This window comes from Streptomyces sp. NPDC001599 (assembly GCF_042893535.1).
In the GTDB taxonomy this organism is placed as follows: Bacteria; Actinomycetota; Actinomycetes; order Streptomycetales; family Streptomycetaceae; genus Streptomyces.
This window is the reverse complement of record NZ_JBIAVA010000001.1, coordinates 94,436-106,470: the sequence shown is the minus strand read 5'-3', so window position 1 is coordinate 106,470 and position 12,035 is coordinate 94,436. Positions and strand designations below refer to the sequence as shown.

Below are 12,035 nucleotides of genomic sequence, written 5' to 3'. Positions count from 1 at the left end.
AGTGCCGGACATGACGACACACGGGGGCTTCCAGCCCGTCTTCTGCACAATCGTCCCGCCCCACGTCCTCGACCGGCTCGCCCGCAACACGGACCCCGTGCTCGCCGGGCCCGCGCGCCGCACCATCCAGCGCGACGCCGTCGAACGCACCCGCCGCGGCCTGACCACGGTCGTCGGCGCCCCCTCCGTGGCCCCGCGCGCGGACGCGGAGCCCGGGAAGCCGCAGCGCACGATCTACGACGCCCGGCACGGCACCGACCTGCCGGGCAGCGAGGTGCGCGCCGAGGGCGAGGAGCCCGGCCAGGACGCCACCGTGAACCGCGCCTACGCGGGCCTCGGCGCCACCTTCGAGCACTACCTCAAGGTCTACCGGCGCGACTCCATCGACGGCGCGGGCCTGCCGCTGGACGCGACCGTGCACTACGACCGCGAGTACAACAACGCCTTCTGGAACGGCGAGCAGATGGTCTTCGGCGACGGGGACGGGGAGATCTTCCTCGACTTCACCATCGCCCTGGACGTGATCGGCCACGAGCTGACCCACGGCGTCACCCAGCACACCGCCAACCTGACCTACTACGGCCAGCCCGGCGCCCTCAACGAGTCGGTCTCCGACGTCTTCGGCTCCCTCATCAAGCAGTACGCGCAGGGCCAGACCGCCACCGAGGCCGACTGGCTGATCGGCGCCGGGCTGCTCGCCCCGCGGGTGACGGGCGAGGCGCTGCGCTCCATGAAGGCGCCGGGCACGGCCTACGACGACGACGTGCTCGGCAAGGACCCGCAGCCCGCGACGATGGACGACTTCGTGCGCACCGGCCGCGACAACGGCGGCGTGCACATCAACTCCGGCATCCCCAACCACGCCTTCTACCTGCTCGCCACCGCGCTCGGCGGGCACGCCTGGGAGCGGGCCGGGCAGCTCTGGTACGACGTGCTGACCGGCGGCGAGCTGGCCCAGGACGCGCTGTTCGCGGACTTCGCGACGCTGACGGTGAAGGCCGCCCGGGAGCGCTACGGCGACGGGGACGAGCTGGAGGCGGTCGGCAAGGCCTGGGAGCAGGTCGGGGTGCGGACGCTGTAGTTCCGTACTAGACACGGGTCCATGCGGATTCAGGTGAGGCGCACAGGAGGCTTCGCGGGCATCGAACGCCACGCGGAGGTCGAGACCGAGGGACGCCCCGACGCGGACGAGTGGCACGCCCTGGCCGAGCGGGCGGTCGCCGACGGCCGGAGCACCCCGCCGGTCGGGGTGCCGGACGGGTTCAGCTACCAGCTCACCGTGGACGGGCGGACGGTGTACGCCGCCGATCCCCGGCTGACGGACGAGCAGCGCGCGCTGATCTCGCGGGTGCTGAAGGAGGGTGCGTAACACCGGGCGGGCGCACGGGCGTTGACTTCCCTTACCGGGGGTACGGATGATCCGCGCATGGCGACTGACGCGATGCCGGCGATCCCGATGCCGCGGTTCCCGGACGGCTTCCTGTGGGGCGTGTCCACGTCCGCGCACCAGATCGAGGGCGCGGCCGGGCTGCGGGGGCCCTCGGTGTGGGACGCGTTCACGGCGGAGCCCGGCCGGGTGAAGGACGGTTCGACGGCGGCGGTGGCCTGCGACCACTACCACCGCTACCGCGAGGACGTCGCCCTGCTCGCGGACCTCGGCGTGGACGCGTACCGCTTCTCCGTCTCCTGGCCCCGGGCGGACTCCCCCGGCGGCCTGGACTTCTACGACCGCCTGGTGGACGAGCTGTGCGCGGCGGGCGTGCGGCCGGTGCCGACGCTCTTCCACTGGGACCTGCCCGCGGGCCTGGACTGGCTGGAGCGGGACACGGCCGCCCGGTTCGCCGAGTACGTGTCGGTCGTCGCGGGGCGCCTCGGCGACCGGGTCGGCAAGTGGATCACCCTCAACGAGCCCGCCGAGCACACCCTCCTGGGCCACGCCCTGGGCGTCCACGCCCCCGGCCGGGAGCTGCTGTTCGACGCCCTCCCGGTCGCCCACCACCAGCTGCTGGCGCACGGCCTGGCGGTACGGGCCCTGCGCGCGTCCGGCGCCACGGACGTCGGCATCGCCAACTCGCACGGCCCGACGTGGGCCGCCTCGGACGACCCGGCCGACCGGGAGGCGGCGGACTTCTACGACCTCCTGCTGAACCGGATGTTCGCCGACCCGCTCCTGACCGGGCGCTACCCGGAGGGCATCGGGGAGCTGATGCCCGGCTCCCCCGGGGAGGTCGACGCCGACCTGGAGATCATCGCCGAGCCGCTGGACTGGTACGGGGTGAACTACTACGCGCCGACGCGGGTGGGCGCCCCGCAGGGCGCGGAGATCGAGTTCGGCGGGGTGACGCTCCCGGCCGAACTGCCCTTCTCGGTGCGCCGGATCGAGGGGCGTGCGGTGACGGACTTCGGCTGGCCCGTCGTCCCGGAGGGGCTGACGGAGCTGCTCACCGGCTTCCGCGACCGCTACGGCGACCGGCTCCCACCGGTCGTGATCACGGAGAACGGCTGCTCCTACGAGGGCCTCGACGACCGGGACCGCATCGCCTACCTCGACGGGCACGTGCGCGCCCTGCACCGGGCGATCGAGGCGGGTGTGGACGTGCGCGGTTACTTCGTGTGGTCGCTGCTGGACAACTTCGAATGGGCCGAGGGGTACGCCCGCCGCTTCGGACTGGTCCACGTGGACTTCACGACGCTCGCGCGCACGCCCAAGGCGTCGTACGGCTGGTTCCGGGATCTGCTCGACGGGCAGCGGCGGGTACCGGTCGGATAAACCCCTCGGTGCTGTCGGCGGGGAGTCGTACGCTGGAGGCAGCAGACACACCCGTCACGCGGCGGACGCCGCAGAGGAGGACGAGCAGGCCTAGAGCGCCGGCCCATGACTCAGACACCCTCAGCCCACACCCCCGCGCAGGGGCAGGCGAGCGCACGGATCACCGTCCCCGCCCAGCACCCGATGGTGACCGTACTGGGCTCCGGAGACTCCCTCCTGCGCGTGATCGAGAAGGCCTTCCCGGCGGCCGACATCCATGTCCGGGGCAATGAGATCAGCGCCGTCGGCGACACCCATGAGGTCGCCCTCGTACAGCGCGTGTTCGACGAGATGATGCTGGTGCTGCGCACGGGGCAGCCGATGACGGAGGACGCAGTGGAACGCTCGATCGCCATGCTCAAGGCGAGCGAGAACGGGGAGAGCGACGGCCGGGAGACCCCGGCCGAGGTGCTCACGCAGAACATCCTGTCCTCGCGCGGCCGCACGATCCGCCCCAAGACGCTGAACCAGAAGCGGTACGTCGACGCGATCGACAAGCACACCATCGTCTTCGGCATCGGCCCGGCGGGCACCGGCAAGACCTACCTGGCGATGGCCAAGGCGGTGCAGGCCCTGCAGTCCAAGCAGGTCAACCGCATCATCCTGACCCGCCCGGCGGTCGAGGCCGGTGAGCGGCTCGGCTTCCTGCCGGGCACGCTGTACGAGAAGATCGACCCGTATCTGCGCCCGCTGTACGACGCGCTGCACGACATGCTCGACCCTGACTCGATCCCGCGGCTGATGGCGGCGGGGACGATCGAGGTCGCGCCGCTGGCGTACATGCGCGGCCGTACGCTGAACGACGCGTTCATCATCCTGGACGAGGCGCAGAACACCAGCCCCGAGCAGATGAAGATGTTCCTCACCCGGCTCGGCTTCGAGTCGAAGATCGTGATCACGGGTGACGTGACGCAGGTCGACCTGCCGGGCGGCACGAAGTCGGGTCTGCGGCAGGTGCAGGAGATCCTGGAGGGCGTCGAGGACGTCCACTTCTCCCGGCTCACGTCCCACGACGTCGTCCGGCACAAGCTGGTGGGCCGTATCGTCGACGCCTACGAGCAGTACGACAGCAGGAACGGCACCGAGAACGGCGGCCACAACGGCGGCCGGACACCGAGACACGGTGCCAAGGCCAAGGGGAAGTAGACCAGCACGACCATGTCGATCGACGTCAACAACGAGTCCGGAACCGAGGTCGACGAGCAGGCGATCCTCGACATCGCCCGCTACGCGCTCGCGCGGATGCGCATCCACCCGCTCTCCGAGCTCTCGGTGATCGTCGTGGACGCCGGCGCCATGGAGCAGCTGCACATCCAGTGGATGGACCTGCCGGGTCCCACCGACGTGATGTCCTTCCCGATGGACGAGCTGCGTCCGCCGTCCAAGGACGAGGAGGAGGCGCCGCAGGGGCTGCTCGGCGACATCGTGCTCTGCCCGGAGGTCGCCGCCAAGCAGGGCGCCGAGGCGCCGACGGAGCACTCCATGGACGAGGAGCTCCAGCTCCTGACCGTCCACGGGGTGCTGCACCTGCTCGGGTACGACCACGAGGAGCCCGACGAGAAGGCCGAGATGTTCGGTCTGCAGGCCGCGATCGTGGACGGCTGGCGTGCGGAGCGGGGCCTGACCGGCCCGTCCCCGGCACCGACGGTCTCATGAGCCTCCCGCTCGTCGCCGGTGCCGTCGCCCTGGTGGTGGTCGCCTGGCTGGCCGCGTGCGCGGAGGCGGGGCTCGCGAGGGTCTCCAGCTTCCGCGCCGAGGAGGCGGTACGGTCCGGGCGCCGGGGCGGGGAGAAGCTCGCCCAGGTCGCCGCCGACCCGACGCGCTACCTGAACGTGGCGCTGCTGGTCCGCGTCGCCTGCGAGATGGCGGCCGCCGCGCTGGTCACGTACGCCTGTCTGCAGGAGTTCGCCAACACCACCGAGGCCCTGCTCGTCGCGATCGCGGTGATGGTCCTCGTCTCGTACGTCGCCGTCGGGGTGTCCCCGCGCACCATCGGGCGCCAGCACCCGCTGAACACGGCGACCGCGGCGGCGTACGTGCTGCTGCCGCTGGCCCGGATCATGGGTCCGATCCCGTCGCTGCTGATCCTCATCGGCAACGCGCTCACCCCCGGCAAGGGCTTCCGCCGGGGCCCCTTCGCCTCGGAGGCGGAGCTGCGGGCGCTGGTGGACTACGCCGAGAAGGAGTCCCTGATCGAGGCCGAGGAGCGCCGCATGGTGCACTCGGTGTTCGAGCTGGGCGACACCCTCGTGCGGGAGGTCATGGTGCCGCGCACCGACCTCGTGGTCATCGAGCGCTACAAGACCATCCGGCAGGCCCTCACCCTCGCCCTGCGCTCCGGTTTCTCCCGGATACCGGTGACCGGCGACAGCGAGGACGACATCGTCGGCATCGTCTACCTGAAGGACCTGGTCCGCAGGACGCACATCAGCCGGGACGCGGAGAGCGACCTCGTCTCCACCGCGATGCGCCCGGCGTCCTTCGTGCCGGACACCAAGAACGCCGGTGACCTGCTGCGCGAGATGCAGAAGGAGCGCAACCACGTCGCCGTCGTCATCGACGAGTACGGCGGGACGGCGGGCATCGTCACCATCGAGGACATCCTGGAGGAGATCGTCGGCGAGATCACCGACGAGTACGACCGGGAGCTGCCGCCGGTGGAGGAGCTGGGCGGGGACCGTTTCCGGGTCACCGCCCGCCTGGACATCGGCGACCTGGGCGAGCTGTACGGCCTGGACGAGTACGACGACGAGGACGTGGAGACGGTGGGCGGCCTGCTCGCCAAGGCGCTGGGCCGCGTCCCGATCGCCGGGGCGTCCTCGATCGTGGAGCTGCCCGACGGCCGTGAGCTGCGGCTGACGGCGGAGGCCGCCGCGGGCCGCCGGAACAAGATCGTGACGGTGCTGGTGGAGCCGGTGGGCGCGGCGAAGCCGGCCGAGGAGGCCGTGTCCGAATGACCCCCGGGGAACTGCGCGACTTCTGTCTGTCCTTCAACGCCGCGGTGGAGGACTTGCCCTTCAGTCCGGAGATCTCGGTCTTCAAGGTGCTGGGGAAGATGTTCGCGCTGACCTCGCTGGACGGGCGCCCGCTCACCGTCAACCTCAAGTGCGACCCGGACGACGCGATCCGGCTGCGCGACGACCACCCGGGGCTGATCGTCCCCGGGTGGCACATGAACAAGCGGCACTGGAACACGGTGACGGTGGGCGGCGCGCCGGACGGAGGACGGCTCCCGGACCGTGTCGTCCGGGAGCTCGTGGAGGACTCGTACGACCTGGTCGTCGCCGGTCTACCGCGCGCCGACCGGCTCCGCCTCGACCGTCCCTGAGCCCGTCCGGGCCACTCGCAGCCCCACCGCGACCAGTACGGCCGCCGCCAGCACGATCGCCGCGTCCAGGACCAGCACCGTGCGGACGCCGGACCCGAGGTCGGTGGCGGTGGTGGCCAGCACGCCGAGCAGCGGGATGCCGACGGTGATGCCGACCTGCTGGGTGGAGGTGACCAGGCCGGTCGCCAGGCCCTGCTCCTCGTCCGGGACGCCGGAGGTGACGGTCAGGCCGTAGGAGATGATCGCGCCCAGGTGGCACATGCTGGCCAGGGACACGGCGGCGGTGGCGAGCACCACCGACCAGCCGCCCTCGCCCAGCGCCGGCAGGGACAGGCCGATCGCGCCCTGTCCGGCGAGCGAGCCGACGAGGGTGCGGCGGGCGCCGAAGCGGCCGATGACGCGCGGGGCGAGGGAACCGGCCACCACCGACAGCACGCCCTGCACCCCGAAGACGAGACCGGTCTCGAAGGCGCTCAGGTGCAGGATCTCCTGGAGGTAGAGGGTGAGCACGAAGACGACCGTCGACATCATCGAGAAGGTGACGAGGCCGCCCAGGTTGCCCCAGGCCACCGTGCGGCGGCGCAGCATCGGCAGGGAGACGAGGGGCGCCGCGCTGCGGGACTCGACGGCCACGAAGGCGGCCAGGAGCAGCAGGCCCGCGGCGAGGGTGGCGAGGACGTCGGCGCGCCCGAAGCCGTGCTCGGCGGCCGTGGTGAGGGCGTAGATCAGGGAGAGCAGGCCGCCGGTGACGGTGACCGCGCCGGGGACGTCGAGGCGGGGCCGCTCCGGGGTCCGCGACTCGGGCAGCAGGCGGGGCGCGAGGGGCAGCACGAGCAGGGCGAACAGGGCGAGCAGGCCCATCGTGGAGCGCCAGCTCAGCAGGTCGGTCAGGACGCCGCCGGCCACCATGCCGACGGTGAAGCCGAGCGAGAGCAGCGTGCCGGAGATGCCGAGGGCGCGGTCGCGGGCGGGGCCCTCCGGGAAGGTCGTCGTCAGCAGGGACATGCCGGTCGGGACGATGGCCGCCGCGCCGAGGCCCTGGAGGGCGCGTCCGGCGAGGAAGGAGGCCGGGTCCCAGGCGAGGGTGGCGAGCAGGGAGGCGGCGCCGAAGAGCGCGAGCCCGGCGAGGAAGAGCCTGCGGCGGCCGTAGAGGTCGCCCATGCGGCCGAAGAGCAGCAGGAACCCGCCGGACGGCAGCGCGAACGCGGTGACCGCCCATTGCAGGGCGGAGGTGCTCATGCCGAGGTCCGCGCCGAGTACGGGCAGGGCGACGTTCAGGACGGAGAAGTCGAGCGCGACCATGAACTGGGCCGCGCAGAGCACGAACAGGACGAGCCGGTCGCGGGACGAGAGCCGGGGAGCGGACGTTCCCGCCGGCCCGGGGGCCGGAGTGGACGTCGGGTTGGTGGTGTCGATCGCCATGGACATGAGCCTCGGGCCCCCGGAATAGTTGTGGGGAGACACGGATTGTCATGGTGGTGCCACCACCAGGCAGCAGCGGGACGACTACAGGGGGAGCAGGACACGTGCCGGACGTGATCGTGGGAGCGGAGGCGTCGTCGGGCCGGGACCGGCGCCGCAGTGAGCTGCGGGAGTTCCTGATGAGCCGGCGGGCCCGGGTGTCCCCGGCGGAGGCCGGTCTGCCGGACGGCGGGGCACGGCGGCGGACGCCGGGGCTGCGGCGCGAGGAGGTGGCCGTGCTCGCCGGGGTGGGCGCGTCCTGGTACCAGTGGCTGGAGCAGGGCCGCGACATCTCCGTCTCGTCCCAGGTGCTGGACTCGGTGGGCCGGGTGCTGCGGCTCAGCAACGCCGAGCGCCGCCACCTGTACGTGCTGGCCGGGCTGAACCCGCCCGCCGCCGAGGTGGAGCCCGCGAAGCGGGACATGTGCGAGGGGCTGCGGCGGCTGATCGACACGTGGATGCCGTATCCGGCGCACATCATGGACCGGTACTACAACTGCGTGATGTACAACGACGCGGCGGCGATGGTGCTGGGCATGCGGCCCGAGACGACGTGGAACTGCATCATCGACTACTTCACCGACCCCCTCTACCGCTCCCGCGCCCGCAACTGGGAGCACAACGCGCGCACGGTCGTCGCCCAGTTCCGCGCCACCTGCGCGGCCAACCCGGACGACGAAGGCTTCCAGCAGGTGCTGGCGGACCTGAGGGAGGCAAGCTCCGAGTTCGCCGCGTTGTGGGAGGAGCGGGGCATCGAGGACGCCGGGCAGATCCGCAAGCAGCTGGACCACCCGCTGGTCGGCCTCCTCAGCCTGGAGTCGACGGCGCTCCAGGTCCCCGCCCGCCCCGATCTGACCATCGTGCTGCACACGCCGCTGGAGGAGGCGAACACGGCGGCGAAGCTGGAGTGGCTGGCCTCGCCGGAGGGCCGGCGCGGGGCGATGTACCCGGTGGCGGGGTGAGCGGCCCGGCACCCGGCGGAGCTACGTATGCTCGCCCCATGACCACCGAGACTCCCGGCCTCGACCCCGAGGACCGCAAGATCGTCACCCTGGCCCGCTCGGCCCGCGCCCGCAACGGCGTCCCCGAGGGCGCGGCCGTACGCGACGAGACCGGCCGCACGTACGTCGCCGGGACCGTCGCGCTGGACTCCCTCCACCTCAGCGCCCTGCGCACGGCGGTGGCGATGGCGGTGGCGTCCGGCGCGAAGTCCCTGGAGGCGGCGGCCGTGGTGACCGAGTCGGAGTCGGCGTCGGAGGAGGACCGGGCGGCGGTCCGGGACCTGGGCGGCGCGGAGACCCCGGTGCTGGTGGCCGGCCCGGACGGCACGGTACGGGCCACGGTGAGCGCGGGCTGACAGGGGCCGCGGATCAGTCCGCGGTGTCGGGCCCGGCCATGGCGTCCGGCGTGACGAAACGCTGGTAGGCCAGAGCCCACACCCCGGTCTCGCGCCGCACTGCCCTCATGGTGGACAGCGGGTCGTCGTCCCAGCCCTCGAGCAGCGAGTCGGCAGCCGCCTGGCACGACCGTTCGAAGGCCACCGCGCCCTGCGCGCCGTCCACTCCCGCTTCCAGGAAACCGACCGTCTCGACGGCCCGCGCGGACATCTCGTCCCGAGTCAGGGCCTCGTGCCGGGCAAGACGGGCGAGCGCGGCGCCGGCGAGGTCCTGGTAGCCCTTGAGGAACTCCTCGGGGAGCCGCAGTGCCCGAGCCCGCGTGCCCAGGAGGCGATTCGCTTCCTCGGCCGCCCGCCCGACCCCGGCATGGATGTCGGACCCGCGCAGACGGCGCCACGCGGCGCTCAACCCGCCGTCCACGCGGTAGTAGAGGGACCGGAGACCGTCGTCAGGGCAGGCGGCGAAGACCGCGCCGCCGATCCGTAGGGCCACGGAGGCCTGGTGGGCCAGGGCGGCATCGTGAACCGGACCCTGCACGTGCGGCTCCTCTCGGACGCCCCCCGGGGTGGCGGTAGCGGAAGCATAGACATCGGCTCCGCACCGCCGTGCCACCGGGCTCGGTCACGTGGCCGGTACGGCGGGGCTCCGGGATCAGGGACAATGGGCGCCATGAGCGTTCGTACCCAGTCATCCGAAGAACCGGCCGAGACTGTTCACCGGGCCGGCTTCGCCTGCTTCGTGGGCCGTCCCAACGCGGGCAAGTCCACCCTGACGAACGCTCTGGTCGGGCAGAAGGTGGCGATCACCTCCAACCGCCCGCAGACCACCCGGCACACGGTGCGCGGCATCGTGCACCGCGAGGACGCCCAGCTGATCCTGGTGGACACCCCGGGGCTGCACAAGCCGCGCACGCTGCTGGGCGAGCGGCTCAACGACGTGGTGCGCACCACGTGGGCCGAGGTGGACGTCATCGGCTTCTGCCTGCCGGCGAACGAGAAGCTGGGCCCCGGCGACCGCTTCATCGCCAAGGAGCTGGCGGGGATCAGGAAGACCCCGAAGGTCGCGATCGTCACCAAGACCGACCTGGTGGACTCCAAGACGCTGGCCGAGCAGCTGATCGCGGTCGACCAGCTGGGCAAGGAGCTGGGGATCACCTGGGCGGAGATCGTCCCGGTGTCCGCCACGGCGAACCAGCAGGTGGACCTGCTCGCCGACCTCCTCACCCCGCTGCTGCCCGAGGGTCCGGCGCTCTATCCCGAGGGCGACCTGACCGACGAGCCCGAGCAGGTCATGGTCGCGGAGCTGATCCGCGAGGCCGCGCTGGAGGGCGTACGGGACGAGCTGCCGCACTCGATCGCGGTGGTCGTCGAGGAAATGCTCCCGCGCGAGGACCGCCCGGCCGACAAGCCGCTCCTCGACATCCACGCCAACGTCTACATCGAGCGCCCCAGCCAGAAGGGCATCATCATCGGCCCCAAGGGCAAGCGCCTGAAGGACGTCGGCATCAAGTCCCGCACCCAGATCGAGGCCCTCCTCGGCACCCCGGTCTTCCTGGACCTGCACGTGAAGGTCGCCAAGGACTGGCAGCGCGACCCCAAACAGCTGCGCCGACTCGGGTTCTGAGCACTCGGGACCGCCCAGCGGCCGCCCGGCCGGTCAGCACGCCGACACAACGCCCCGCACCCCGGCCACGCGGCGGCAGCCGCACATCGATACAGCCTGGACCTGCACGTGAAGGTCGCCAAGGACTGGCAGCGCGACCCCAAACAGCTGCGCCGACTCGGGTTCTGAGCACCCCCCGGTCGGGGTCGGTCAGGGGGTCGGGGGGCGGAAGCCGATGGTGGGGACCGCCCGGCGCAGGGGCCACGGGGCCAGCAGGTCGTCCGGAAGCAGGTCGGCCAGGAACGCGTAGCGGCTGAGGGCGGCCGGGTCCTGGTCCGCCAGGGACTGGACCTTGCGCCACCAGGTGGCGATCTCGCACCAGCCCGGCGCCGACAGCGACCCCCCGAACTCCTGGACGGAGAGGGCGGCGGTCAGTCCGGCGAAGGCCAGGCGGTCGGCGAGCGGCCAGCCGGCCAGGGTGCCGGTGACGAACCCGGCGACGAACACGTCCCCGGCACCGGTCGGGTCCAGGGCCTCGACCTCGATGGCCGGGACCTCGGCGCTCTCCCCCGTGCGCCGGTCGACGGCGTACGCGCCGTCCGCGCCGAGGGTCACCACCGCGAGCGGCACGTGCTCGGTCAGGGCGTGCGCGGCGGCCCGCGGGCAGGTGGCGCCGGTGTAGCGCATGGCCTCCTCCGCGTTCGGCAGGAAGGCCTCGCAGTGCGCCAGGTCGGGCAGCGCGGCCAGGTCCCAGGCGCCGGTGTCGTCCCAGCCGACGTCGGCGAAGACGCGGGTGCCGCGCGCGGCGGCCTGGGCGATCCAGGGGGCGCGGACACCGGGCGTGAGGGAGGCGACGGCGGCACGCGCGCGGGGCGGGCAGTCTGGGGACGGCTCCTCCGGCGGCGGCTCGTGGCCGTGGGAGACCATCGTGCGCTCCCCCTCGTACGCCATCGAGACCGTCACCGGCGAGTGCCAGCCGGGCACGGTGCGCGAGGAGGTCAGGTCGATGCCCTCGCCCCGGGACAGGGCGTCCCAGCAGTAGTCGCCGTAGTGGTCGTCGCCGAACGCGGCGGCCAGCGAGGTGCGCAGGCCGAGGCGGGCCAGCGCGGTCGCCATGTTGGCGATGCCGCCCGGGCTCGACCCCATCCCCCGGGCCCAGGACTCGGTCCCGCGCACCGGGGCGGAGTCGAGCCCGGTGAAGATCACGTCGAGGAAGACGGTGCCGGTCAGATACACGTCCCAGGGCGGGTTCTGCGGGGTGCGCAGGGCGGCCAGGGGATCGACCTGGGGGCGGCGGTGCGATCCCTCGGGCGGGACGTGGCGGTGCGTTCTCTCGTCGGCCGGCATGACCGGAACGTCGGTCGCGTCGGGCACGTCGGTGGACACGGTGGACGCTGTCACGGTGCGCTCCCTGGCATGGTGCGGACCCCGCCAGTGT

General features: G+C 72.4%; 13 protein-coding genes. 10 read left to right on the top strand and 3 right to left on the bottom strand.

The window, feature by feature from the left end; all coding sequences use genetic code 11:
- The first annotated feature begins 10 nt into the window (after positions 1 to 10).
- From ACFYZ3_RS00585 to ACFYZ3_RS00555, 7 genes are all read left to right on the top strand, one after another.
- Positions 11 to 1,081 carry a M4 family metallopeptidase gene (locus ACFYZ3_RS00585; RefSeq protein WP_388512865.1) on the top strand — a complete coding sequence of 357 codons (1,071 nt, stop codon included), beginning with the start codon at positions 11 to 13 and terminating at the stop codon, positions 1,079 to 1,081.
- A gap of 21 nt (positions 1,082 to 1,102) precedes the next feature.
- Positions 1,103 to 1,369: a protealysin inhibitor emfourin gene (locus ACFYZ3_RS00580; RefSeq protein WP_385358114.1), complete on the top strand. Its 267-nt coding sequence runs from the start codon at positions 1,103 to 1,105 to the stop codon at positions 1,367 to 1,369.
- Between the two features lie 57 nt (positions 1,370 to 1,426).
- A complete protein-coding gene (locus ACFYZ3_RS00575; RefSeq protein WP_388512863.1) occupies positions 1,427 to 2,770 on the top strand; it encodes a GH1 family beta-glucosidase in 1,344 nt (447 codons plus the stop codon).
- A gap of 105 nt (positions 2,771 to 2,875) precedes the next feature.
- Complete coding sequence (locus tag ACFYZ3_RS00570) at positions 2,876 to 3,955, top strand: PhoH family protein (RefSeq protein WP_109032990.1); 1,080 nt, start codon at positions 2,876 to 2,878, stop codon at positions 3,953 to 3,955.
- Positions 3,956 to 3,967: 12 nt separating this feature from the next.
- Positions 3,968 to 4,465, top strand: a complete 498-nt coding sequence (ybeY, locus tag ACFYZ3_RS00565; protein ID WP_087809428.1) for an rRNA maturation RNase YbeY — start codon at positions 3,968 to 3,970, stop codon at positions 4,463 to 4,465.
- The gene (locus tag ACFYZ3_RS00560; RefSeq protein WP_388512861.1) at positions 4,462 to 5,766 is read left to right on the top strand and encodes a hemolysin family protein; all 1,305 of its coding nucleotides are present in this window, start codon (positions 4,462 to 4,464) and stop codon (positions 5,764 to 5,766) included. The genes ybeY and ACFYZ3_RS00560 overlap by 4 nt, the downstream gene beginning before the upstream one ends.
- Positions 5,763 to 6,137, top strand: a complete 375-nt coding sequence (locus tag ACFYZ3_RS00555; RefSeq protein WP_388512859.1) for an MmcQ/YjbR family DNA-binding protein — start codon at positions 5,763 to 5,765, stop codon at positions 6,135 to 6,137. Before ACFYZ3_RS00560 ends, ACFYZ3_RS00555 begins: the two co-directional genes overlap by 4 nt.
- On the opposite strand, the gene ACFYZ3_RS00550 is transcribed toward ACFYZ3_RS00555, so the two are convergent.
- A complete protein-coding gene (locus ACFYZ3_RS00550; protein WP_388512857.1) occupies positions 6,099 to 7,559 on the bottom strand; it encodes an MFS transporter in 1,461 nt (486 codons plus the stop codon). The two genes, ACFYZ3_RS00555 and ACFYZ3_RS00550, sit on opposite strands and share 39 nt — an antisense overlap.
- 104 nt (positions 7,560 to 7,663) lie before the next feature.
- On the opposite strand from ACFYZ3_RS00550, the gene ACFYZ3_RS00545 reads away from it, so the two are divergent.
- Together ACFYZ3_RS00545 and ACFYZ3_RS00540 are read left to right on the top strand one after the other, a co-directional pair.
- A complete protein-coding gene (locus tag ACFYZ3_RS00545; protein WP_388512855.1) occupies positions 7,664 to 8,560 on the top strand; it encodes a helix-turn-helix transcriptional regulator in 897 nt (298 codons plus the stop codon).
- A gap of 38 nt (positions 8,561 to 8,598) precedes the next feature.
- Complete coding sequence (locus ACFYZ3_RS00540) at positions 8,599 to 8,955, top strand: cytidine deaminase (RefSeq protein ID WP_388512853.1); 357 nt, start codon at positions 8,599 to 8,601, stop codon at positions 8,953 to 8,955.
- 13 nt (positions 8,956 to 8,968) lie between these two features.
- On the opposite strand, the gene ACFYZ3_RS00535 is transcribed toward ACFYZ3_RS00540, so the two are convergent.
- Positions 8,969 to 9,532, bottom strand: coding sequence for a hypothetical protein (locus ACFYZ3_RS00535; protein WP_388512850.1), 564 nt, complete (start codon positions 9,530 to 9,532; stop codon positions 8,969 to 8,971).
- Between the two features lie 132 nt (positions 9,533 to 9,664).
- On the opposite strand from ACFYZ3_RS00535, the gene era reads away from it, so the two are divergent.
- Positions 9,665 to 10,618 (top strand): GTPase Era, encoded by a 954-nt coding sequence (gene era, locus ACFYZ3_RS00530; RefSeq protein WP_356860700.1) that lies wholly within the window; start codon positions 9,665 to 9,667, stop codon positions 10,616 to 10,618.
- Between the two features lie 189 nt (positions 10,619 to 10,807).
- Here era and ACFYZ3_RS00525 read toward each other — a convergent pair whose 3' ends face one another.
- The gene (locus ACFYZ3_RS00525; protein WP_388513953.1) at positions 10,808 to 11,944 is read right to left on the bottom strand and encodes a carbohydrate kinase family protein; all 1,137 of its coding nucleotides are present in this window, start codon (positions 11,942 to 11,944) and stop codon (positions 10,808 to 10,810) included.
- Positions 11,945 to 12,035: the final 91 nt, after the last annotated feature.